The organism is Cupriavidus gilardii (genome assembly GCF_008801915.1).
GTDB lineage: Bacteria > Pseudomonadota > Gammaproteobacteria > Burkholderiales > Burkholderiaceae > Cupriavidus > Cupriavidus gilardii.
In genome coordinates, this window is the sequence record NZ_VZOV01000020.1 from 62,095 (window position 1) to 84,538 (window position 22,444).

Annotated in this window: 18 protein-coding genes; 10 read left to right on the forward strand and 8 right to left on the reverse strand. The window is 68.6% G+C overall.

Translation table 11 applies throughout. From position 1 onward, the window contains the following. Positions 1–75: 75 nt before the first annotated feature. The gene (locus F7Q96_RS20515) at positions 76–696 is read left to right on the forward strand and encodes a LysE family translocator (protein WP_053822551.1); all 621 of its coding nucleotides are present in this window, start codon (positions 76–78) and stop codon (positions 694–696) included. A 49-nt stretch (positions 697–745) separates the two neighbouring features. On the opposite strand, the gene F7Q96_RS20520 is transcribed toward F7Q96_RS20515, so the two are convergent. Continuing rightward, a complete protein-coding gene (locus F7Q96_RS20520) occupies positions 746–1,291 on the reverse strand; it encodes a hypoxanthine-guanine phosphoribosyltransferase (protein ID WP_053822550.1) in 546 nt (181 codons plus the stop codon). A 53-nt stretch (positions 1,292–1,344) separates the two neighbouring features. After that, positions 1,345–2,748, reverse strand: a complete 1,404-nt coding sequence (gene ffh / locus F7Q96_RS20525) for a signal recognition particle protein (protein WP_053822549.1) — start codon at positions 2,746–2,748, stop codon at positions 1,345–1,347. Between the two features lie 266 nt (positions 2,749–3,014). On the opposite strand from ffh, the gene F7Q96_RS20530 reads away from it, so the two are divergent. From F7Q96_RS20530 to F7Q96_RS20565, 7 genes are all read left to right on the forward strand, one after another. Continuing rightward, positions 3,015–3,998, forward strand: a complete 984-nt coding sequence (locus F7Q96_RS20530) for a cytochrome C assembly family protein (RefSeq protein ID WP_053822548.1) — start codon at positions 3,015–3,017, stop codon at positions 3,996–3,998. A 15-nt stretch (positions 3,999–4,013) separates the two neighbouring features. Further along, positions 4,014–4,295: a PP0621 family protein gene (locus F7Q96_RS20535; protein WP_053822547.1), complete on the forward strand. Its 282-nt coding sequence runs from the start codon at positions 4,014–4,016 to the stop codon at positions 4,293–4,295. Then, positions 4,292–4,897 (forward strand): 1,6-anhydro-N-acetylmuramyl-L-alanine amidase AmpD, encoded by a 606-nt coding sequence (ampD, locus tag F7Q96_RS20540; RefSeq protein ID WP_151023210.1) that lies wholly within the window; start codon positions 4,292–4,294, stop codon positions 4,895–4,897. Before F7Q96_RS20535 ends, ampD begins: the two co-directional genes overlap by 4 nt. Before the next feature lie 504 nt (positions 4,898–5,401). Further along, the gene (locus F7Q96_RS20545) at positions 5,402–8,341 is read left to right on the forward strand and encodes a ribonucleoside-diphosphate reductase subunit alpha (RefSeq protein WP_053822546.1); all 2,940 of its coding nucleotides are present in this window, start codon (positions 5,402–5,404) and stop codon (positions 8,339–8,341) included. 316 nt (positions 8,342–8,657) lie between these two features. After that, a complete protein-coding gene (locus F7Q96_RS20555; RefSeq protein ID WP_053822545.1) occupies positions 8,658–9,857 on the forward strand; it encodes a ribonucleotide-diphosphate reductase subunit beta in 1,200 nt (399 codons plus the stop codon). Positions 9,858–9,986: 129 nt separating this feature from the next. Continuing rightward, the gene (locus F7Q96_RS20560; RefSeq protein WP_053822544.1) at positions 9,987–11,267 is read left to right on the forward strand and encodes a DUF445 domain-containing protein; all 1,281 of its coding nucleotides are present in this window, start codon (positions 9,987–9,989) and stop codon (positions 11,265–11,267) included. Between the two features lie 189 nt (positions 11,268–11,456). Further along, positions 11,457–12,233: a pentapeptide repeat-containing protein gene (locus tag F7Q96_RS20565; RefSeq protein ID WP_151023212.1), complete on the forward strand. Its 777-nt coding sequence runs from the start codon at positions 11,457–11,459 to the stop codon at positions 12,231–12,233. Positions 12,234–12,300: 67 nt separating this feature from the next. On the opposite strand, the gene F7Q96_RS20570 is transcribed toward F7Q96_RS20565, so the two are convergent. Together F7Q96_RS20570 and F7Q96_RS20575 are read right to left on the reverse strand one after the other, a co-directional pair. Next, on the reverse strand, positions 12,301–13,200 hold the full coding sequence (locus F7Q96_RS20570; RefSeq protein WP_151023214.1) for a recombination-associated protein RdgC: 900 nt from the start codon (positions 13,198–13,200) through the stop codon (positions 12,301–12,303). Positions 13,201–13,457: 257 nt separating this feature from the next. Then, a complete protein-coding gene (locus F7Q96_RS20575; protein WP_006579078.1) occupies positions 13,458–14,054 on the reverse strand; it encodes a BPSL1445 family SYLF domain-containing lipoprotein in 597 nt (198 codons plus the stop codon). 256 nt (positions 14,055–14,310) lie between these two features. Between F7Q96_RS20575 and F7Q96_RS27245 the strand changes: the two genes are divergently transcribed. Then, the gene (locus tag F7Q96_RS27245) at positions 14,311–14,748 is read left to right on the forward strand and encodes a hypothetical protein (protein ID WP_249041697.1); all 438 of its coding nucleotides are present in this window, start codon (positions 14,311–14,313) and stop codon (positions 14,746–14,748) included. A 32-nt stretch (positions 14,749–14,780) separates the two neighbouring features. Here the strand turns inward: F7Q96_RS27245 and F7Q96_RS20585 are convergent, their stop codons facing one another. Continuing rightward, on the reverse strand, positions 14,781–18,446 hold the full coding sequence (locus tag F7Q96_RS20585; protein WP_053822540.1) for an indolepyruvate ferredoxin oxidoreductase family protein: 3,666 nt from the start codon (positions 18,444–18,446) through the stop codon (positions 14,781–14,783). Positions 18,447–18,622: 176 nt separating this feature from the next. Here F7Q96_RS20585 and F7Q96_RS20590 point away from each other — a divergent pair, with 176 nt between their 5' ends. Beyond that, positions 18,623–19,111, forward strand: coding sequence for an Lrp/AsnC family transcriptional regulator (locus F7Q96_RS20590; protein ID WP_151023216.1), 489 nt, complete (start codon positions 18,623–18,625; stop codon positions 19,109–19,111). Positions 19,112–19,147: 36 nt separating this feature from the next. Here the strand turns inward: F7Q96_RS20590 and F7Q96_RS20595 are convergent, their stop codons facing one another. The 3 genes from F7Q96_RS20595 to F7Q96_RS20605 form a co-directional block, all read right to left on the reverse strand. Next, complete coding sequence (locus F7Q96_RS20595; protein ID WP_053822538.1) at positions 19,148–19,981, reverse strand: aldo/keto reductase; 834 nt, start codon at positions 19,979–19,981, stop codon at positions 19,148–19,150. Between the two features lie 72 nt (positions 19,982–20,053). Beyond that, the gene (locus F7Q96_RS20600; protein ID WP_151023218.1) at positions 20,054–20,983 is read right to left on the reverse strand and encodes a LysR substrate-binding domain-containing protein; all 930 of its coding nucleotides are present in this window, start codon (positions 20,981–20,983) and stop codon (positions 20,054–20,056) included. Positions 20,984–21,197: 214 nt separating this feature from the next. Continuing rightward, the gene (locus tag F7Q96_RS20605) at positions 21,198–22,442 is read right to left on the reverse strand and encodes a metal-dependent hydrolase family protein (RefSeq protein WP_053822536.1); all 1,245 of its coding nucleotides are present in this window, start codon (positions 22,440–22,442) and stop codon (positions 21,198–21,200) included. Between the last annotated feature and the right edge of the window lie 2 nt (positions 22,443–22,444).

The following is a 22,444-nucleotide window of genomic DNA, read 5'->3' on the forward strand; positions in this document are numbered from 1 at the left end:
ACCGGTGAATCTGTACCGGTACTGTATAGGGCCGCCGCGCTAGACTGCCGCTTCCCCTGTATTCAAGGAGTTGCCATGGCACTGTCGGAACTGGCGGCGGGCTCTGCCGTGTTTGCCGCGTTCGGCGGCTTCGTGCTGGTGTCGTCGATCACGCCCGGACCGAACAACACGATGGTGCTGGCCTCCGGCGTCAATTTCGGTTTCGCGCGCACCATTCCCCATCTGCTCGGCATCAGCAGCGGCTTCGCCGTGATGATCGCGCTGATCGCGCTCGGCCTGGGCTCGCTGTTTACCGCCGTGCCGTGGACCTGGCCGCTGCTGCGCGTGGCGGCCACCGCGTACCTGGTTTACCTCGCCTGGAAGCTGGCCACCGCCGGCGGCGTGCAGGACCGGCAGGTGACCAGGCCGATGAGCTTCCTGCAGGCGGCCGCGTTCCAGTGGGTCAATCCGAAGGCCTGGGTGATGGCGGTGGGCGCGTGCAGCGCCTATGTGCTGCATCCGAATGTCTGGCTCAACGTGCTGCTGCTGGCCAGCCTGTCGGCGATCATCAATCTGCCAAGCGTGGCGGTGTGGGCGGTGTTCGGCGCGTCGCTGCGCCGCTGGCTGGCGAGGCCGCGCGTGCTGCGCGTGTTCAACGTGACGATGGCGCTGCTGCTGCTCGGCTCGCTGTGGCCGATCCTGGCGGCCGGACACTGAAAGCGCGTCCGGCCGGGCCGAGGAGGATCGGGCACGAAAAGCGGGTGCCTCAGTCCTTCAGCGCGCGGATGGTGCCGAGGTTGCGCCAGTAGCCCTTGGCATCCATGCCGCAGCCGAATACATAACGGTCGGGCACCGTGAAGCCGCAGAAGTCGGGGTGCATTGGCTTGGCCTTGGCCAGCGTCTTTTCGCACAGCACCGCGGCGTAGAACTCCCGCGCACCCATGTCCAGGATGCGCTGGCGGATCGCCGCCATGGTCTCGCCCTCGTCGAGGATGTCGTCGAGCACCAGCACGGTCCGGTCCTTGACCGACTCGCGCGGCGCCACGCGCCATTGCATCTCGCCGCCGACCGTCTTGTTGTTGTAGCGGGACAGGTGGATGTAGTCGAACTCGAGCGGGAATTCGAGCTTGGGCAGCAGCATGCCGGTGAACACCACGGCGCCGCCCATCACCGACAGCACCAGCGGGAAGCGGTCTCCCATCTTGTCGGCGATCTCGCGCGCCATGCGGTCCAGCGATTGCTGCACGTCCTGCGCGCTGACGATTTCCTCGGAGTTGGCCCACAGTTCGCGAGCCTGTTCGGCAGTCATCATGGTGTTCGGTCCTGATTCTGGTGTTCTCTTGCGGGCAGGTTCGATGCGGCGGATCAGCGGTTGAACAGGCCCTTCATGCCGCCCTTCATCGCGCCCATCGAGCGCATCATCTTGGCCATGCCGCCGCCCTTGAGCTTCTTCATCATGCTCTGCATCTGGTCGAATTGATTGAGCAGGCGGTTCACTTCCTGCACCGGCACGCCCGCGCCCGCGGCGATGCGGCGCTTGCGGCTGGCCTTGATCAGTTCGGGCTTGGCGCGCTCGGCCGGCGTCATGCTGTTGATGATGCCTTCCATGCGGCGCACCTGCTTCTCGGCCTGATCCATATTGGCGCCCTGGGCCTGCTGGGCGAATTGCGCGGGCAGCTTGTCGACCAGGCTGCCGAGGCCGCCCATCTTCTTCATCTGGCCGATCTGGGCCTTGAAGTCCTCGAGGTCGAAGCCGCCGGTCTTCTTGATCTTCTTGGCCAGTTTCTCGGCCGCTTCCATGTCGACGCCGCGCTGCGCCTCCTCGACCAGCGCGAGGATGTCGCCCATGCCCAGGATGCGCTGGGCCATGCGGTCGGGGTAGAAGGCCTCGAGGCCGTCGAGCTTCTCGCCGACGCCGACGAACTTGATCGGGCGGCCGGTCACGTGCCGCACCGACAGCGCGGCGCCGCCGCGCGCATCGCCGTCGAGCTTGGTCAGCACGACGCCGGTCAGCGGCAGCGTGTCGTTGAAGGCCTTGGCGGTGTTGACCGCGTCCTGGCCCAGCATCGCGTCGACCACGAACAGCGTTTCCGCCGGCTTGAGCGCGGCGTGCAGCGCGGCGATCTCCTGCATCATCGCCTCGTCGATGCCGAGCCGGCCGGCCGTGTCGACGATCAGCACGTCGTGATAGTGCTTGCGGGCCCAGTCGAGCGCCGCGCGGGCGATGTCGACCGGCTTCTGGTCCGGCTGCGACGGGAAGAAGTCGGCGCCGACCTGGTCCGACACGGTCTTGAGCTGCGCGATCGCGGCGGGGCGGTAGACGTCGCACGAGACCGTCAGCACTTTCTTCTTCTTGTTTTCCTTCAGCCATTTGGCGAGCTTGCCGACCGTGGTGGTCTTGCCCGCGCCCTGCAGGCCGGCCATCAGGATGATCGCCGGCGGCTGCACCGCCAGGTTCAGCTCGGCCGCCTTGCCGGGCGTACCGTCGGCCGAGACGGCTTCCTCACCGCCGATCACCGCGGTCAGTTCGCGTTGCACCACGCCGACCAGGGCCTGGCCCGGCGTGAGGCTGCCGACCACTTCCTCGCCCAGCGCCTTTTCCTTGACGCGGGCCACGAACTCGCGCACCACCGGCAGCGCGACGTCGGCCTCCAGCATGGCCAGGCGAACCTCCCGCAACATCTCGGCGGTGTTGGCTTCGGTCAGGCGTGCCTCGCCGCGCATGGTCTTGACGACCCGCGCCAGGCGTTGAGTGAGATTGTCCAGCATGGCAGAAATCCGGAGGTGGGCTTTGTAGGGTTGCGGCGCGCCGCCGCGTTTGTCGGCCTGTCGCCGGCCTGTCGCCGGCCGATGGCCGACCGGTCATCGACCGTGCGGCGCGGACCGTGGCGTGCGGGCGAGGCCGACCGCGCGGGTCCGCCGGGCGTCCATCGCGGCGCCGCCATCCGCCTTGCCGCCGCGGGTCATTGCCGCCGGTCACCGCGGTCGGTCACCGCCGTCGGTCACCGTAACAGGCGCTAGGGTAAACTGCGCGAATGGCGATTGTACTGTATGCCCTGACGGCACTCCTCTATTGCGCGCTGGCCTATCACGGCTGGGCGACGCGCCACGCCGGACTGGCCGCCACGACGGCCGGTGGACCTGTCGGCGGTCCGGCGGGCGGTCCGATCCTGGGCGGCCAGCCGGGCTCGATGGTGCTGGTGCCGGGCCCCGCGCCGGGCGGCAGCGCGGAAGGGCAGCCGGCCTGGTGGCATCTGCTGATGGTCGCGGTGCTCGCCAGCCACGGCATGCTGCTGCACGAGACGATCTTTCCGGCCGACCGCATGGTGTTCGGCTTTGCCTTCGCGCTGTCGGCGATGCTGTGGCTGGGCGTCGGCATCTACTGGATCGAGAGCTTCTTCTTCTCGCTGGCCGGACTGGGGCTGGTCGTGATCCCGGTGGCGATGCTGGCCAGCCTGATGCCGCTCGCCTTCCCCGGCGCGCAGATCCTCGGCTATGCCGCCCGGCCGCTGTTCAAGCTGCATTTCATCATCGCCAACGTCGCGTACGGGCTGTTCACGCTGGCGGCCTTCCACGCCTTCCTGATGCTGCTGGTCGAGCGCCGGCTGCATGGTTTCAACCGCGGCCACGGCGTACACGTGCCGGGCGGCGCGATGGCGGCCGGCGCGCCGCAGCAGGCCGGCTGGCTGGGCCGCTGGCTCGACCTGCTGCCGCCGCTGCTGACGCTGGAGAAGCTGCTGTTCCGGCTGATCGCGGCCGGCTTCGTGCTGCTGACGCTGACGATCGCCTCGGGGCTGCTGTTCTCCGAGGAGCTGTTCGGGCGGGTCTTCCGCTTCGACCACAAGACCGTGTTCGCGCTGGTCTCGTGGGTAATGTTCGCCGGCATCCTGGCCGGCCGGCGGTTCTACGGCTGGCGTGGCCGCGTCGCGCTGCGCTGGGTCATCGCCTCGTTTTGCATCCTGCTGCTGGCCTATGTCGGCAGCCGCTTCGTAATCGAAGTGATTCTGCATCGCCTCTGAAGCAAGGCATCGTCGATGGCACGTCTGTTCCTGTTGCTGGCGGTCCTGCTGGCCATTTTCTGGTGGCTCGGCAGCCGCGTGCGCGCGCGCCGCGCCGAACCCCCGCCGGCCGATGCCGCTGCCGATACCCATCGCCGCGCGCAGGAGCCGATGGTGCCGTGCGCCCACTGCGGCGTGCATCTGCCGCGCAGCGAGGCGATCGCCTACCAGGGCCTGCACTACTGCCGTGCCGGCCATTTGCCGGAGGCGCAGCAGCCATCCGGCGACCGTGGCGGCGACCGCGGCGGTCCCGCATGACCGGGCCGCATCCGTCGCGGCTGCGCCTGGATGACGCGGGCTGGGTCGAGGGCGCGCGCCGCGTGCCGTCGCCGAACTTCGATCCGCGCCCGCCCGGCATGCCGGTCGATCTGCTGGTGATCCACAACATCAGCCTGCCGCCCGGCGAATTCGGCAGCGACGATATCGAGGCGCTGTTCCTGAACCGGCTCGATCCGGCCCGCCATCCGTTCTTCGCGACCATCCACGAGGTCCGCGTGTCGGCGCATTTCCTGGTGCGGCGCAGCGGCGAGCTGCTGCAGTTCGTCTCATGCGCCGAGCGCGCCTGGCATGCCGGCCAGTCGGCCTTCTTCGGGCGCGAGCGCTGCAACGACTTCTCGATCGGCATCGAGCTGGAAGGCTGCGACACGCTGCCGTTCGAGCCGGCCCAGTACGACACCGCGGCCGCGCTGTCGCGGCTGCTGGTGCGGGCCTATCCGATCGCGGCCGTGGCCGGCCACAGCGATATCGCCCCCGGCCGCAAGACCGACCCCGGTCCGTGCTTCGACTGGCCGCGCTTTGCGCAGGCCGCGGGGCTGGCGCCGACGATGCTGCCGTACCGTTGCGGCGGCGCCGCGGGCTAGCCGAAAACCCCGCGTCGGCGCGGGGCTATCGGAAGTGTGGCGCTAATCAAAAAAAATTCTTTCGTCGGTGCGCCAGCCGACCAAACCGCCGCAACCCTTGAGCCGCTTGGTCTGGCGGGGAGCCGGGGTGCCGGCGTCGGGCCGGACCGGCCCGCGCAAGCGCTTGTCAAGACTGGTCAACGCGATTCATTTCACTATACTTAGTCCAGCTTTTCGTTATGACCACTATATCTAGTGGTGCTTTCGGGGAGCCGACCTAGGCGTGCAGCGTTCGCCACGGGCTCGGCAGGTTGCCTTCGCGCCACGCGCGTCAAGCGTTTCCAGCCGGCCGGCAGCGCGTACACCGGCGCGCCACAGGGTCGGCACGTCACAAGAGCCCTCCACGGGAATGCAGCAAGGCAGTAATCCGGCACGGCATCGCCGCGCCCGGGATGTCTCTTTTTGCGCATTTTCCAAGGGGCTCTTTGTCGTTGATAACACTGGTCACAAAAACAGGAGTGCTTCATGCAGACGGCCCAACAAGAATTCGCCGGCAAGGCCGGTTCCGCCGCCGTGGCGCAGCCGAGCCCCGCCGCTGAGAACGCCGCTGGCAACTACCAGGATTACAAGATCATCCGCCGCAACGGCGCGGTGGTCGCTTTCGAGCCGAGCAAGATCTCGGTGGCGATGACCAAGGCCTTCCTCGCCGTCAACGGCGGGCAGGGCGCCGCCTCGGCGCGCGTGCGCGAGCTGGTCGAGCAGCTGACCCAGAACGTGGTGCGCGCGCTGCTGCGCAGCCGTCCGAACGGCGGCACCTTCCACATCGAGGACGTGCAGGACCATGTCGAGCTGGCGCTGATGCGCTCGGGCGAACATGAGGTCGCGCGCGCCTACGTGCTCTACCGCGAGAAGCGCAACCAGGAGCGCGGCCAGGCCAACGCGCAGGCCGTCGCCCGCGTGGCGCAGTCCGTCGCGAACTTCAACGTCACGGACGGCGGCGTGACCCGACCGCTGGACCTGGTCGCGCTGCACGCGCTGATCGATACCGCCTGCGCCGGGCTGGGCGACGGCGTCGATGCCGAGCCGATCCTGAAGGAAACGGTCAAGAACCTGTACGACGGCGTGCCGATGAGCCAGGTCTACGACTCGGCCATCCTCGCCGCGCGCACGCTGATCGAAAAGGACCCGGCCTACAGCCAGGTCACCGCCCGCATCCTGCTGCACACGATCCGCAAGGAAATCCTCGGCGAGGAAGTGACCCAGGCCGAGATGGGCAGCCGCTACGCCGAGTACTTCCCCAAGTTCATCGCCCGCGGCATCGAGGCCGAGCTGCTCGACGAGAAGCTCGCGACCTTCGACCTGGCGCGCCTGGGCGCGGCGCTGGACGCCTCGCGCGACTTCCAGTTCAACTACCTGGGCCTGCAGACGCTGTACGACCGCTACTTCCTGCACATCGACGAGACCCGCATCGAGATGCCGCAGGCCTTCTTCATGCGCGTCGCGATGGGCCTGGCGCTGAACGAGACCGATCGTGAAGGCCGCGCCATCGAGTTCTACAACCTGCTGTCGTCGTTCGACTTCATGTCGTCGACGCCGACGCTGTTCAACTCGGGCACCCGCCGCTCGCAGCTGTCCTCGTGCTACCTGACCACGATCTCCGACGATCTGGAAGGCATCTACGAGGGCCTGAAGGAGAACGCGCTGCTGTCGAAGTTCGCCGGCGGCCTCGGCAACGACTGGACCAATGTGCGCGCGCTCGGCTCGCACATCAAGGGCACCAACGGCAAGTCGCAGGGCGTGGTCCCGTTCCTGAAGGTCGTCAACGACACCGCCGTGGCGGTCAACCAGGGCGGCAAGCGCAAGGGCGCGGTCTGCGCCTACCTGGAGACCTGGCACCTGGACATCGAGGAATTCCTCGAACTGCGCAAGAACACCGGCGACGACCGCCGCCGCACGCACGACATGAACACCGCGAACTGGATTCCGGACCTGTTCATGAAGCGCGTGATGGAGAACGGCGAATGGACGCTGTTCTCGCCGTCGACCTGCCCGGACCTGCATGACAAGGTCGGCAAGGAATTCGAGAAGGCCTACCTCGGCTACGAGGAGAAGGTTGCGCGCGGCGAGCTGAAGCTGTTCAAGAAGATCCCGGCGATGCAGCTGTGGCGCAAGATGCTGGGCATGCTGTTCGAGACCGGCCATCCGTGGATCACCTTCAAGGATCCGTGCAACATCCGCAGCCCGCAGCAGCATGTCGGCGTGGTCCACAGCTCGAACCTGTGCACCGAGATCACGCTGAACACCAACGACAGCGAAATCGCGGTCTGCAACCTGGGTTCGGTCAACCTGGTCGCGCACCTGAAGCAGCAGGCCGACGGCAGCCACGCGCTCGACCACGCCAAGCTCGAGAAGACCATCCGCACCGCGATGCGCATGCTCGACAACGTGATCGACATCAACTACTACGCGGTCGACAAGGCGCGCAATTCGAACCTGCGCCACCGTCCGGTCGGCATGGGCATCATGGGCTTCCAGGACTGCCTGCACGTGCTGCGCGTGCCGTACGCCAGCGAGGCCGCGGTGCAGTTCGCCGACACCTCGATGGAGGCGGTCTGCTACTACGCCTACCAGGCGTCGACCGAGCTGGCCGAGGAGCGCGGCCGCTACAGCACCTATCAGGGCTCGCTGTGGGATCGCGGCATCCTGCCGCAGGACTCGTTGAAGCTGCTGGCCGAGGAACGCGGCGGCTACCTCGAGGTCGACCAGTCGTCGACGATGGATTGGGACAAGCTGCGCGCGCGCATCAAGCAGCACGGCATGCGCAACTCGAACTGCATCGCGATTGCGCCGACCGCGACGATCTCGAACATCATCGGCGTGTCGGCCTGCATCGAGCCGACCTTCCAGAACCTGTACGTCAAGTCGAACCTGTCGGGCGAGTTCACGGTGGTCAACGACTACCTGGTGCGCGACCTGAAGGCACGCGGCCTGTGGGACGAGGTGATGGTCGCCGACCTGAAGTATTTCGACGGCTCGCTGGCCCGCATCGACCGCATTCCGCAGGACCTGCGCGACCTGTACGCGACCGCGTTCGAGGTCGAGCCGACCTGGCTGGTGGAGGCCGCCAGCCGCCGCCAGAAGTGGATCGACCAGGCCCAGTCGCTGAACATCTACATGGCCGGCGCCTCGGGCAAGAAGCTGGACGATACCTACAAGCTGGCGTGGATCCGCGGCCTGAAGACGACCTACTACCTGCGTACCATCGCCGCCACGCACGTCGAGAAGTCGACCGTGTCGCGCGGTTCGCTGAACGCGGTGTCCTCGGGCGCCGCCGCCGGCGGTGCCTCGGCCTCGTCGATCGACCAGGTGGCCGCCTCGGCCCCGGCGATGCCCGAAGCCGAAGGCGCGGTCTGCACGATGCGCCCGGGCGATCCGGGGTTCGACGAGTGCGAGGCCTGCCAGTAAGGAGCCGGTGATGACTAAAGAGACCACCAAAAGCGTAGCAACCCGAGCGGCGAAGGCGCTGCAGACCTCTTCTAGTCCGGCCGTAAGGACCGTCGCCGCGAGCGTCCTGACGCAAACGAAATCTCCGTCAGAAGCAACTTCGCGTCGAGTCGCATCCGCTGCGTCAAAGATCCTGTCCGACGACCGATACGGCAGCGCCGCAAAGTCAATTGCCGGCAGCGCGCTGTCGCAGAAAGGTCGTAAGTAACAGACTCGCCGGGGTATCCGCCCCGGCGAACAACTTAGAATTCGCGGAAAGAATTCGGAGCTAGATACTATGCTGAGCTGGGACGACGACGTTCAAGCCAATCCGCAGGCTGCCCCGCAGCCCGCGCCTCAACCCGCCCTGCAAGCGGCGATCGCCACCGCCGACCAGCAGGGCGTGCTGCCGCCCGCTGCGACGCAGCCGGGCGCCGGCATCCTGGGCAACAACCCGAACGCCGCGGCCGCGCAGAGCACGCGCCGCGTCAACGCCGCCGACAAGCGCGTGATCAACGGCGCCACCGACGTCAACCAGCTGGTCCCGTTCAAATACAAGTGGGCCTGGGAGAAGTACCTGGCCGGCTGCGCCAACCACTGGATGCCGCAGGAAATCAACATGTCGCGCGACATCGCGCTGTGGAAGGACCCGAACGGCCTGACCGAGGACGAGCGCCGCATCATCAAGCGCAACCTGGGCTTCTTCGTCACCGCCGATTCGCTGGCCGCCAACAACATCGTGCTGGGCACCTACCGGCAGATCACCGCGCCGGAGTGCCGCCAGTACCTGCTGCGCCAGGCCTTCGAAGAGGCCATCCACACGCACGCCTACCAGTACATCGTCGAGTCGCTGGGGCTGAACGAGGCCGAGATCTTCAACGCCTATCACGAGGTGCCGTCGATCCGCGACAAGGACGAGTTCCTGATCCCGTTCATCGACACGCTGACCGATCCGTCGTTCAAGACCGGCACGCCGGAGAACGACCAGAAGCTGCTGAAGTCGCTGATCGTGTTCGCCTGCATCATGGAAGGCCTGTTCTTCTATGTCGGCTTCACGCAGATCCTGGCGATGGGCCGGCAGAACAAGATGACCGGCGCGGCCGAGCAGTACCAGTACATCCTGCGCGACGAGTCGCTGCACTGCAATTTCGGCATCGACCTGATCAACCAGATCAAGCTCGAGAACCCGCATCTGTGGACCGCGGAGTTCAAGGAAGAGATCGTCGGCCTGTTCAGGAAGGCGGTCGACCTCGAATACCGCTACGCCGAGGACACCATGCCGCGCGGCGTGCTGGGCCTGAACGCGCCGATGTTCAAGAGCTATCTGCGCTTCATCTGCAACCGCCGCTGCCAGCAGATCGGCCTCGACGCGCTGTTCCCGAACGAGGAAAACCCGTTCCCGTGGATGAGCGAGATGATCGACCTGAAGAAGGAGCGCAACTTCTTCGAGACCCGCGTGATCGAATACCAGACGGGCGGTGCGCTGTCCTGGGATTGAGATTTCCAGGGTCGCGCCGCGTTACCGGACGGTAGCGAGGCAGCGGTAATGAGGGGGACGTTTCGGTCGGAACGTCCCCTTTTTTTATGACGGAGGATGCGGGTGCGATCGGAGCGGGGTGGCAACGCCATGCAGCAGGACCGGAACGCGGACAAGGAAGCCGGACTCGGGCGCATGCAGCGCGTGGCGCTGGCATGCGTCGGCGCGGCCGCGGTAGTGTTCGTGGCGACGCTGTTCCTGCCCCCGACGTTCTGGGTCCGGCTGGCAAGAGCCGGCGCCGAGGCGGCGATGGTCGGCGGCCTGGCCGACTGGTTCGCGGTCGTGGCGCTGTTCCGGCGCCCGCTTGGCTTGCCCATCCCGCATACGGCGGTCATCCCGAAGAGCAAGGAGCGCATCGCCGCCAATCTGGCGGCCTTCATCCGCGACAAGTTCCTGAATCCCGAGGTCGTCACGGATCTGGTCCGGCGCAGCGATCCCGCCCAGTGGCTCGCTGCATGGTTCAGCGAGCCGGCCAATGCGCGCCGCATCGGCCGGCATTCGGCCGAGCTGATGGGCGTGCTGCTCGATCTGGTGGATGACCGGCGCATTCAGGCGTTCCTGAACGACGCCGCGCGTACCGTCATCGGCCGCATCGATTTTTCGCAGGCGGTGGGCGCCGTTCTCGAGATGCTGACCCGGGGCGGCAGCCATCAGCAACTGCTCGACGCCGTGCTCAGGCATGCGATCGGCCTGCTCAGAAGGCCCGAGACCCAGCAGCTGATCGCGCAGCGCGTGGTCAGCTGGCTCAAGAGCGAACACAAGTGGAAGCAGATCGTGCTGCCGACCGAATGGCTGGGCGACAAGGCCGCCGAGGCCGCCCGCGGCAACGTGATCGACTTTCTCGACGAGGTGGCGCGGATGCCGGCGCACGAGCTGCGCGCGGCCTTCGACGACGCGCTGGAAGGCCTGATCGCCAGGCTCAGGACCGACGAGGCGTTTGTCAGGAAAGGCGAGGAGATCAAGGACTTCGTGCTGCGCAATCCCCAACTGGCCGACTATGCGCAGAACGTGTGGGCCGCGCTGCGCGACTGGCTGTCGAATGACCTGGCGTCCAGCTCGCCGCAGCTGCAGCAACAGGTCGAACGCGTGGGGCTGTGGTTCGGCCGGAGGCTGTCGGAGGACCGGGAGTTGCGCCGCTCGATCAACGACCACGCCGAGTCGTTCGCCGCGGCGGCCGCGCCCCGGTTCGCCGACTTCCTGACATCGCATATCAGCGACACGGTGCGCAACTGGGACGCGACGGACATGTCGCGGCAGATCGAACTGAGCATCGGCCCCGACCTGCAGTACATCCGGATCAGCGGCACGGCGGTCGGTTGCTGCATCGGCATCCTGCTATTTCTGGTGTCGCACCTCGGCGAAATGTTGTGAGGCCCATCGTCGTGAGGCCCGCATCACCAACGCCGCAAGGAGTAGACCAAAATCGATAGTCTGCTGCCCTAACGCATGGTCGTACCTCTGCACCACGGGAACAATGGCTGCCATTCGATCCACCGGTCGATCCGACCGTCGAATCGATCCTTTGGCCCAGCAGCCTGATTCCACAGCGGGAGAGCCGAGATGACCATTCCCAGTATCCACCGCGGCATTGCCGCACCCTCCGCGCCGCAGCAGAGCGGCGCGACCCCTCCGGCGTCGACGAAGCCGCTGAACGCCGGCATCCAGCTCGCCGTTCATGATGTGCGCCAGCCCGAGCCATCGGGCCATGATGCCGCGCCGCGGCAGCGCAGCTGGCAACGCTTCCTCGAGCTGGCGCGGCGGCTGGTCGGGCTGCGCGGCGGGGACGCCGCGCTCCCCGCGTCGCCGACTGCCGCGCAGCGCAGCGCGCTGTTGCGCGGCCTGAGCCTGGACCCGCGCGAGCAGGCGCCGCTGACGGCGCTGGCCTTCGATTTCAGCCATGCCGATCTGGCCGGCGCCGATCCGCCGATCGCCGGCGTATCGCACCTGCGTTTTCACGGTGCCGATCTGCGGCAGGCGACGCTGCGCGAGATCAGCCTGGCGTGGACCGATTTCAGCGGTGCGCAGCTCGAGGGTGCGCACATCACGATTGCCGCAGAGACGCTGGCGCGACTCGCCCGGCCCAGCGTGCTGGCGCTGACGCTGCAATCGATCGCGACCATCGACCCGTGTCATGCGCAGTTGCGGCGTGCGTTGATGGAGCAGGTGCTGGGCGCGCTGCGGCAGGCCGCGGCGCTGGCGCGCCGGGACCGCGCGATGCTGCCGGCCGAGCTGCGCGCGCTGGTGTCGGTGCACCCGCTGTTTGCCGGCATGACCGGCGTGGAGGCGGTGCTGGAACGGTGTGCGCCGGCGCGTGCCGACCGGCATCCGGCCCGCTGAAGGAAGGGGCAGTCAAAGTCCGGGCCGGCATCGACGCCGGCCCGTATCGTTTTCGGACGAGCCGCCGTCAGCCCTGGCGTTCGCCGCCGAGCGCCTCGGTCAGATCGCCGAGCATGGCCGACAGCTCGCCGGCCATCAGCGCGAAGTCCGCGTCGAAGCGCTCGTCCTCGTCGCTCATGGTGCCGTCGATCTGTTCCTTGACCACGTCGAGCGGCGCGACGCGCTTGATCGCCAGCGCGTCGGTCAGCACGAACGAGACGCGGTCGTTCCACGTCATCGCCAGCCGCGTGCAGCGCTTGCCGGCGGCGATATGGCGGCGCAGTTCCTCGGCATCGAGCGGATGGCGGACATAGCGGACCGTGGCCTTGCTCTCGGCACTGGCCTGCAACTCGATTTCCTGATCGACGGTAAAGCCGGCCGGCGCCGCATCGTCGGCCAGCCAGCTGGTCATCGCCGCCACCGGCGACTGGTTGACCTGCAGCGAGGTCAGCGGCAGCGGGTCCAGCGCCTTGAACAGCAGCGTGCGGACCTCGTCGGCCTTGATCGCCGAGGCCGCGTCGATCGCCAGCCAGCCGCGCTCCGGATCGATCCAGACGCGGGTATCGCGCCGGATGCTGAACGCGCGCGGCAGCAGTTCCTCGGTGATCTGTTCCTTCAGCTCGCGCAACTGCTTGCGGCCCGGCTTGTAGCCTTGCTGCTCCTCGAGCTCGGCCGCGCGCGCCTTGGTCACCTGGTTGACCACGGTGGCCGGCAGCAGCTTCTTCTCGGCGCGCATGGTCAGCAGCATCTGCTTGCCCACGCGGTGCACCAGCGCGCCGTTATCGCGCGGCGAGGCCCATCCCTGCGTCTGCATTTCGAGGCTGGTACCCGGATAGAACGCGTGCGAGGCGAGGCAGGCCTCGACCTCGTCGGCGTCCTTGTTCCAGGGGGCGGAGAAGCGGTGTAGCTGAAGATTCTTGAACCACATGAGAATTCGGACCTCGGCCAGTTGGCGAAAGGGACGAATTCTAGCGGCTTGGCGCGGCCGATGTCGCATGCGGCGACACGGGCGGTAACGAGAGAGGCGAGACGAGCCGAGAGACGAGCCGAGAGACGAGTCCAGGGACGACACGCGGCACGACACGCAAACGGGACACGAAAAGGCGCCGCGGCCCCCTGCCAAGGGCCGCGGACGCGAGCTGCTGCAAGGCAGCGTCCGCAGAACGGTGCCTTGCAGCGCCAGCCTTACAGGTCCAGCCGGGTGATCTTGGTGCCTTCGAGGCTCAGGCCCGCCATCAGGCCCGCATTGGTCAGCGCGAAGCCGACCACCGGCTGCTGCACGGTATTGGTATCGAGCGCGCCGTTGGCGCCGACCTTGGCTACCGCGACGGTGGCGTCGACCCCCGCGGTCCAGCCTTCGCTGGCGAGGAATTTGTCGAGCGCCTGCTGGTTCATGAACATGAAGATCAGCGCCTTCGATTGCGCGCCGATCTGCCAGCCCAGCGAACCGGAAATGGTGCGGTAATAGCCGCGGGTGGTATTGCCCACGCGCAGCGCGCCATCGCCATATTCGCCGCCCACGAAGAAGCCGGCCGACAGCGTGCGCGGAAACACCAGGATGCCGCGGGCGCGCGAGGCGAGATCGCGCGAGCCGTTGACCGAGCTGTACAGGCGGTCCAGCGTGTTCTGCACGCCGGAATCGATCTCGCGGCGGCGCGTCGCCTTCTCGGTCGGGGAAGAGGCCGAATCCCGCGTGGTGGTGCACGCGCCGAGCAGCAGGCCGCTGCCGGCCACCGCCAAACCGAGACCCGCGCTGGCGTTCAGGAATGCCCTACGTTCCATGTTGTTCTCCTTTGTTCCTGTCAATCACTGCGATGCCAACCAGGATGGCGTCCCCGCCGACGGTCGTCGCGCCGGGCGATGGCGCGCCATCACGCTGCCCTCCGTTTGTGCAATATACAAAGCGCACGCGGCGGCTGCTGTAGGACGACCGACTCTGGCGGGGTGGTGTCTGTCCTACAAAGCACTTTCTGCGGCACCATTGCAACGCGATGTAACCGGCGGTTACCTTGCCGGAACGCTGGCGCTACCATGCGGCATGCCTAAAGTCCTTGCCCTGATCCCCGCCATCCTGCTGGTCGGCGCCTGCGCCTCGCATGCGCCTTCGGACCAGCAGGCCGCCGCTGCCGCCACCGCCGCTGCCGCCGAGAGCCAGGCCGCCTCCGGGCCGCCGCCCGAGTGGCAGAAGAAGCGGCAGCAATACACCGACTGCGCGCGCGAGAAGGCCGAAGCCCGCTCGGCCAAGCCCGGCACGACCCAGGCCGTCGTCAACGATGCGCTGCGGGACTGCCGCGGCGAGCTCGATGCCGTGCGCACGTCGCTCCGCGAGTATCTGGATGGCCAGATGTCGTCGGCCCACGGCAAGCGTTCGGCGCGCCAGGCGGCCGACCGCGTGGGCCGCGATACCGAGGACAAGGTGCGCGCCTATCTGCTGCGCCACGTCGAGTACCACCGCGCCGTCGCCGCCCGCCAGTAAGGCGGCGATCCGGCTTCCGCCCGATCCTTCGCTCAATGCGGCGCGCCAGTGCGCGCCGTTTTTGCGTCCGCCTTTGCGTCGGCCTGCCGGATTGGAATGCCGCGCAGTTGACCCGCGCCATTGGCGCCATGCGTGCTGTCCGGGCGCGGATAGCGCTGCGCGTCGAAGCGGTGCAGCAGCTCGGCCGCCCGCGCCGCGGCGACGGCATGCGCGGCCAGCTTGATGTGGCCGAAGCCGCGTACCTTGGCGGGCAACTGCGCGATCTCGACCGCGATCGGCAGCCGCGCTTCGGTCAGCGCCGGCAGCAGCGCGCGGATGCGGGCCTCGTAGTCCGCGATGGACTGCCGCTCCAGCCGGCGCTCGGCGGTCCGGCCGAACGGATCGAAGCGGGTGCCGCGCAGCCGCTTGCCCTTGGCGAGCCATCCCATCAGCGGCCATAGCCAGGCGCCGAAGGCGATCTTGCGCGGCGGCTCGCCATGCTTGCCGGGGCGCGACAGCAGCGGTGGCGCCAGATGGAAGCGCAGCCGCAGCGGGCCGTCGAAGCGCTCGCGCAGCGCCTGCCGGAAGGCCGGGTCGCTGTGCAGCCGCGCGACCTCGTATTCGTCCTTGTATGCCATCAGCCGCGCGAACTGCCCGGCCACGGCCCGGGTCAGCCGGCGCTCGCGCCCGGCCTCGCCCAACGCGTTCTCCGCGGCCTGCACCGCCTCGACCAGCGCGGTATAGCGCGCCGCGTAGGCGGCGTCCTGGTAGGCCGTCAGCAGCGCCACGCGGTCGGCCACCAGTTGCAGCAGCGGCGTGGCCGACATTGCCGCGGGCTCGGGCGCGATCAGCGCGAGGCCGTCGGGCTTGCCTTCGCCCGCGGCGAGCCGCGTCAGCGCGAGAGGATCGCCGGCGGCCAGGCGCCCCAGCGCCAGCGCCTCAAGATTGGCGTCCACCGCGACGCCATTGAGTTCGATCGCGCGCGTCAGCGCCGCCAGCGAAACGGGCACCAGGCCCTTCTGCCACGCAAAGCCGAGCACCACGATATTGGCGGCCACGGTATCGCCGAGGAAGGCGGTGGCGAGCGCCTGCGCGTCCAGCGTGTCGATGCCGCCCGAGCCCGTCGCGTGGCGCAGCTTGGCCAGCAGCGCGTCGGCATGCAGGTCGGCATCCGGATTGCGCTGGAATTCGGCGACCGGGGTCGGATGGGTATTGGCGACGATCTGTGTGCGCCGCGGCGCGACCGTCTGCAGCACGTCGGGCGAGGCGCCCACCGCCAGGTCGCAGGCCAGCACCGCGTCGGCCTGCTGCGCGTCGATGCGTGCCTGGTTCAGCCACTGCCGGCCCTGTGCCAGCCGCACGAAGGACAGCACCGCGCCCCCCTTCTGCGCGAAGCCCATGAAGTCCAGCACGCTGGAGACCCGCCGCTCCAGATGCGCCGCCATCGCGATCAGCGCGCCGACCGTGACCACGCCGGTGCCGCCGACGCCGGCCACCAGGATGTCGAAGGGGCCGGGGCCGAGCCGCGGGGCGGGTTCGCGCAGTGCGGCGGCCCGCTCGCGCAGCGCCGCCACGCCGCGCTCGTGCCCGACAGGATGGCGCGGCGCCGCGCCCTCGACGGTGACGAAGCTCGGGCAGAAGCCCTTGATGCACGACTCGTCGTGATTGCAGCTGGCCTGATCGATCTGCCGCTTGCGCCCCAGCGCGGTTTCGACCGGCTGCACCGCCAGGCAGTTGGACTGCACGCTGCAGTCGCCGCAGCCCTCGCAGACCGCCTCGTTGATGAAGACGTGGCGCGCCGGTGCCGGCGCGCGCCCGACCTTGCGGCGGCGCCGCAGCTCGGCGGCGCAGGTCTGCTCGTACAGCAGCACGGTGACGCCCGGCACCTCGCGCAGTTCGCGCTGCACCGCGTCGAGCGACTCGCGCGGATGGAAGGTGGTGCCGGACGGAAAGCGGACGCGGCGGCCGCGATGCACGTCGATGCGGTCGCTGACGAGCGCGACGCGCGCCACGCCTTCAGCGCTGACCTGGCGCGCGATGGCCTCGACGTCGAGCGGGCCGTCGACCGGCTGTCCGCCGGTCATCGCCACGGCATCGTTGCACAGGATCTTGTAGGTCACGTTGGTGCGCGCGGCGACCGCCTGGCGGATCGCCAGATAGCCCGAGTGATAGTAGGTGCCGTCGCCGAGGTTCTGGAACACGTGCGGCGCCGCGGTGAAGCGGCTGTGCGCGACCCAGTCGACGCCTTCGCCGCCCATCTGGATCAGCCCCGAGGTCTGGCGGTCCATCCAGCTGGCCATGAAATGGCAGCCGATGCCTGCCTGCGCGCGCGAGCCTTCCGGTACGCGGGTCGACGTATTGTGCGGGCAGCCGGGACAGAAGTACGGCTGGCGGCGGATGCCGTCGGCCGCATTGGACAGCAGCGGATGCTCGCTGAACTGCGGCACCAGCTCGCGCCGGTCCAGCCCGCGGCTGAGGCGGGCAAGCCAGTCGGCCACCGGCTGCATCAGCCGCGACGGCCGCATCTCCTCGCGCTCGGGCAGCAGCGGCCGGCCATCGATGCCGAGCTTGCCGGCGATGGCCGGCCGCACGCCGTCGGGCGCGTTATAGAACAGCGCCTGCAGCTGCCGCTCCACCAGCGGGCCCTTTTCCTCGACCACCAGGATCTCCTCGAGGCCGCGCGCGAAGGCCAGCAGCCGGGTCGGCTCGACCGGACAGGCGAGCCCCAGCTTGTAGACGCGGATGCCGGCGTCGGCCAGCGCCTGTGTCGAGATGCCCAGGCGCCGGAACACTTCCATCAGATCGTGATGGGCCTTGCCGCAGGTGACGATGCCCGCGCGCGCTTCGTCGGCCTGGACCACCATGCGGTCGATGCTGTTGACCCGGGCAAAGGCGCGCACCGCCTCGAGCTTGGCGCCAAGCCGCTGTTCGATGCGCGGCGACGGCAGGTCCGGCCAGCGATAGTGCAGGCCGTCGGGCGGCGGCACGTGGCCAGTGGCGCGGCGTATCGCGTCGGCATCCTGCCAGCAGGCGACGCGCGCATCGACCTGATCGAGGTCCACCGTCATCGCGCTCTCGACGGTCTCCGACAACGCGGTGAAGCCGACCCAGTTGCCCGAGTAGCGCGACAGCGCCCAGCCGTAGAGCCCGAATTCCAGATATTCGGCGACGTCGGCCGGGGCCAGCACCGGCATCGACCACGCCTGCATCGCGAAATCGCTCTGGTGCGACATCGACGACGACACGCAGCCATGGTCGTCGCCTGCGACCACCAGCACCCCGCCGTGCGGCGAGCTGCCATAGGCGTTGCCATGCTTGAGCGCATCGCCGGCGCGATCGACGCCGGGGCCCTTGCCGTACCAGAGGCTGAATACCGCGTCGACGGTGCGCTGCGAATCGCCCTCGACCTGCTGCGTGCCCAGTACCGCGGTGGCGGCGAGTTCTTCGTTGATCGCGGGCAGGAAGCGCACGCCGGCGGCATCGAGCAGCGGCGCGGCCTTCCACATCGCCTGGTCGACCATGCCGAGCGGCGAGCCGCGGTAGCCGCTGACGAAGCCGGCGGTGCCCAGGCCGGCGGCACGGTCGCGCCGCGCTTGTTCCAGCACCAGACGGACCAGCGCCTGCGTGCCGCTCAGGAAGACCTGGCCTGCGGGCGCGGTCAGATTGTCCGACAGCCGATAGTCGGCGCGCAGCGTGCCGGCTTCCATTGCAGCGTCCATCTCGGTCTCCTTTCGGCATCATGACCAGCGTTCCGCCACCCATGCGCGGCCGGTGTTCCGGCCGTCTTGCCGCGCCTGTCCTGAAGACCATGTTAGGCACGCGATCGGAGAAATGGATTTCTCAATTTTGCCGCCACGGCCTAGATTGGAGAAAACCCATCTCGATATCGAGCGATATGAAGAACGAAGAGGTTCTCGACGAGTACTCGCGCCGTATCCTTGCCGAACTGCAGCGCGACGCGCGCCAGTCCCTGCAGCAACTGGCCGGCGCGGTGGGCCTGTCGGTCACGCCCTGCTGGAAGCGGCTCAAGGCGATGGAGGAGAGCGGGGTGATCCGCAACTACACGGTGTGGGTCGATCGCGAGCGCGTGGGCCTGTCCAACTGCGTGCTGGCCGAGATCAATCTGACCCGCCACAGCGAGACCGTGGTCGATGAATTCGAGGCCGCGGTGCGCCGCTGCCCGGCCATCGTCGAGTGCTATCGCACCACCGGCCAGGCCGACTATCTGCTGAAGGTGCTGACGCCGGATATCCGCGCCTACGATGCCTTCCTGCACGACGTGATATTCCGGCTGCCCGGCGTGACGGGCATCCGCTCCAGCATCGTGCTGTGCGAGGTCAAGAGCGGGGCGCCGCTGCCGATCGGCGTTCAGGCCGGGGCATGAACGCCGGCACACGGCCGGCGGCCTGCCCGGCAAGCGCTACAGCATCTCCAGCGGACGCGGGCCGCGCGGCGGCGGAAACAGGGCATCGAGCTCCGCCAGCTGCGCATCATCGAGCGCGATCGACAGCGCCGCCGCATTCTCGCGCAGCGCGTCGCGCCGGCCCGTCTTCGGGATCGCGATCACGTTCTCGCGCGAAAGCAGCCACGCCAGCGCCGCCTGCGCCGGGGCGATGCCATGGCGCGCGGCGAACGCCTTCAGGCCGGCGTGGCGCAGCAGCCGGGCCTGCTCGATCGGCGAGTAGGCCATCACCGGCACGCCGCGCTCGCGCAGCCACGGCAGCAGATCCCACTCGATGCCGCGGCGGCCCAGGTTGTACAGCAGCTGATTGATCTGGACGCGGTCGCCGCCCGGTACCTTCCACAGCTCGCGCATATCGTCGAGGTCGAGGTTGCTGACGCCGAAGTGGCGGATCTTGCCGGCCTGCTGCAGCGCGACGAAGGCTTCCATCGTTTCGGCCAGCGGCACGCCGCCGCGCCAATGCAGCAGATACAGGTCGATGCGGTCGGTGCGCAGCCGCCGCAGGCTGCGTTCGCAGGCGGCCACCGCATCGCGCCGTCCGGCGTTGTGCGGATAGACCTTGGTGACCAGGAACACCTCGTCGCGCCGGCCCGCGATCGCCTCGCCGACCAGCTCCTCCGACAGTCCCTCGCCATACATCTCGGCGGTATCGATCAGCCGCAGGCCGAGGTCCAGGCCCAGCCGCAGCGTGGCGATCTCCTCGGCGCGGCGGGCACGATCGTCGCCGATACTCCAGGTTCCCATGCCGAGGGCCGGCACGCGTTCACCGCAGGGCAGCAGCACATCCTTCATGGCGCATCGCTCCTTGTGTTCGGGGTTGGGGTTGCCGATGTCCTGAGCGGCCTGGGCCCGGTCATTGGCGCTTCAGCTATCGGCGCTTCTGTCGCCGGCGCGGGCATCGATGCCGCTCTGCTGCACCAGCCATTGTCGAAACGCACGGGCCGCGGCAGGCTCGGCGCGTTCGCGCGGCCAGACCGCGTAGTAGCCGCCGCCCAGCGTCGCGCTCGCCTCGGTGGCGCGCACCAGCAGGCCGTCGCGCAGGCACGCATCGATCATATGGCGCCAGGCCAGCACGATGCCGTGGCCCTCGATCGCCAGCTGCAGCAGGATCGAATACTGGTTGGCCACCACGCGATGGTTCGGACGCGCATCGGGCAGGCCGTTCTGGCCGAGCCACGATTCCCATGACATCCAGTTGCGCTGGGCGTCTTCGAGCACCAGCAGCGTCTCGTCGACGAGGTCGGCGGGCGCCAGCGAGCGGCCGCGCAGATAGCCGGGCGTGCAGACCGGGAACACTTCCTCGTCATAGAGCCGCCGCGCCGCGAACGCGGGGGGCGGTCCTTCGCGCAGGTAATAGAGGCCGATATCGAACTCGGCGCCCGACATCGCGGCGAGGCTGTCGTTGACGACCAGGCGCAGGTGGATGTCCGGATGCGCGGCGCGAAAGCGCGCCAGCCTCGGCGTCAGCCACAGCACCGCGACGCCGGACGAGCAGGCCACCGACAGCTCGGTATGCCCCTTGCGCTTCATCACATCCTCGGTCGCCTCGGCGCAGCCGACCAGCAGCCGCTGCACCACCTCGGCATAGCGCTGGCCGCTGACGGTCAGCCGCAGCGCGCGCGGCTCGCGCACGAACAGCTTCTTGCCGAGGAATTGTTCGAGCTGCGCGACCTGCCGGCTGATTGCGCTCTGCGTCAGATGCAGCTCGGCGGCGGCGCGGGTGAAGCTGCCGTGCCGCATCGCCGCCTCGAAGGCGATCAGGCAGGGCAGCGGAGGAAGCGGGGAAATGCGCATGGCGGCGTCCGGTCGGTCAAGCCGCCATGATAGTGGAGCGATGGGCCAGGGCATCGAGCGCGCCCGCGCAAGGTCCCTCTCCCGCTCGCGGGAGAGGGGTCGGGGAGAGGGAAAGGGCGGCGATCATGCCATCGCGGTTCGAATCCACCCCCTCTCCCCCAACCCTCCCCATGAGCGGGCGAGGGAGAACGGCAAAGGCGGACGTACCGAAGCGCTACTGCGCGCCGCGCGTATGAATCCGCCCGCGCTGCATCACCAGGGCCAGATGCTCGCCCTGTCCCATCAGCAGGCCGATGTCGGCCAGCGGGTCGCCGTCGACCACCAGCAGGTCGGCCAGCGCGCCGGCGCGCACGGTGCCGAGCTCGTTCTCGCGCTGCAGCAGCGCGGCGGCAATCGACGTCGCGGAGCGGATCGCCTCCAGATTGCCGAGCGCGTCGGCGCGGATGCGGAACTCCTCGCTCTGGCACTGGTGCATCTCGCCGAGCAGATCGGAGCCGAATGCCATCGGCACGCCCGCCTCGGCGTAGATGCGCAGCGAGTCGTGGCCGGCCTGGCGCACGGTCTCGATCTTGGCCACCGACTCGGCCGGCAGGCCCAGCCGCGCGCCGTCGCGCGCCAGCGCCTCGTAGGTGATCACGGTCGGCACCACGAAGGCGCCATGTTCGCGCATGACCTCGGCCGCGGCGCGGTCGACCAGATTGCCGTGCTCGATCGAGCGGACGCCGCAGCGCACCGCGCGGGCAATCGCGCGCGGCGTGTAGGCGTGCGCCGCGACATAGGTCTGCGCGGCCTCGGCCTCCGCGACGATCGCGCGGATCTCGTCCTCGCTGTATTGCGTGTTGGCGATCGGGTCGGTCGGCGAGGCGACGCCGCCCGAGGCCATGATCTTGATCTGCGTCGCGCCCTTCTGGATCTCCTCGCGCACCGCCAGCCGCACCGCGTCGACGCCGTCGACCACGCGCGCGATCGCGCCGGCGCGGAACGCGCACGAGCACGGTTCCAGCGTGTCGCCGCGCGGGCGGAAGTCGCCGTGCCCGCCGGTCTGCGACAGCGCCTTGCCCGACGGGAAGATGCGCGGACCCGGGATCAGGCCGCTCTCCACCGCCTGCGACAGGCCCCAGTCGGCGCCGCCGGCATCGCGCACGGTGGTGAAGCCGCGCTCGAGCATCGCGCGCATGATCGGCAGCGCGCGGATCGCCACCAGCACGTTGGGCTGGGTCGCGTTCAGGCCGAGGTTGGCCAGCGACGCCAGCACGTGCACGTGGCAGTCGATCAGCCCGGGCATCACGGTCTTGCCGGCGACGTCGATGCGCCGCAGGTCGGGGGCGTCGGGCAGGTCGAGCGGCGTGGCCGATACCGCGGCGATGCGCTCGCCGTCGATCAGCACGTCATGGCGGCGCAGCAGGCTGCCTTGCGCCGGGTCGAGGACGTTGCCGCCCTGAAGCAGGATTCTGGTCATGA

Coding starts and splice junctions, on each gene's coding strand:
- F7Q96_RS20515 (WP_053822551.1), top strand. CDS start 76: ATGGCACTGTCGGAACTGGCGGCGGGCTCTGCCGTGTTTGCCGCGTTC.
- F7Q96_RS20520 (WP_053822550.1), bottom strand. CDS start 1,291: ATGATGACTGCCGAACAGGCTCGCGAACTGTGGGCCAACTCCGAGGAA.
- ffh (WP_053822549.1), bottom strand. CDS start 2,748: ATGCTGGACAATCTCACTCAACGCCTGGCGCGGGTCGTCAAGACCATG.
- F7Q96_RS20530 (WP_053822548.1), top strand. CDS start 3,015: ATGGCGATTGTACTGTATGCCCTGACGGCACTCCTCTATTGCGCGCTG.
- F7Q96_RS20535 (WP_053822547.1), top strand. CDS start 4,014: ATGGCACGTCTGTTCCTGTTGCTGGCGGTCCTGCTGGCCATTTTCTGG.
- ampD (WP_151023210.1), top strand. CDS start 4,292: ATGACCGGGCCGCATCCGTCGCGGCTGCGCCTGGATGACGCGGGCTGG.
- F7Q96_RS20545 (WP_053822546.1), top strand. CDS start 5,402: ATGCAGACGGCCCAACAAGAATTCGCCGGCAAGGCCGGTTCCGCCGCC.
- F7Q96_RS20555 (WP_053822545.1), top strand. CDS start 8,658: ATGCTGAGCTGGGACGACGACGTTCAAGCCAATCCGCAGGCTGCCCCG.
- F7Q96_RS20560 (WP_053822544.1), top strand. CDS start 9,987: ATGCAGCAGGACCGGAACGCGGACAAGGAAGCCGGACTCGGGCGCATG.
- F7Q96_RS20565 (WP_151023212.1), top strand. CDS start 11,457: ATGACCATTCCCAGTATCCACCGCGGCATTGCCGCACCCTCCGCGCCG.
- F7Q96_RS20570 (WP_151023214.1), bottom strand. CDS start 13,200: ATGTGGTTCAAGAATCTTCAGCTACACCGCTTCTCCGCCCCCTGGAAC.
- F7Q96_RS20575 (WP_006579078.1), bottom strand. CDS start 14,054: ATGGAACGTAGGGCATTCCTGAACGCCAGCGCGGGTCTCGGTTTGGCG.
- F7Q96_RS27245 (WP_249041697.1), top strand. CDS start 14,311: ATGCCTAAAGTCCTTGCCCTGATCCCCGCCATCCTGCTGGTCGGCGCC.
- F7Q96_RS20585 (WP_053822540.1), bottom strand. CDS start 18,446: ATGGACGCTGCAATGGAAGCCGGCACGCTGCGCGCCGACTATCGGCTG.
- F7Q96_RS20590 (WP_151023216.1), top strand. CDS start 18,623: ATGAAGAACGAAGAGGTTCTCGACGAGTACTCGCGCCGTATCCTTGCC.
- F7Q96_RS20595 (WP_053822538.1), bottom strand. CDS start 19,981: ATGAAGGATGTGCTGCTGCCCTGCGGTGAACGCGTGCCGGCCCTCGGC.
- F7Q96_RS20600 (WP_151023218.1), bottom strand. CDS start 20,983: ATGCGCATTTCCCCGCTTCCTCCGCTGCCCTGCCTGATCGCCTTCGAG.
- F7Q96_RS20605 (WP_053822536.1), bottom strand. CDS start 22,442: ATGACCAGAATCCTGCTTCAGGGCGGCAACGTCCTCGACCCGGCGCAA.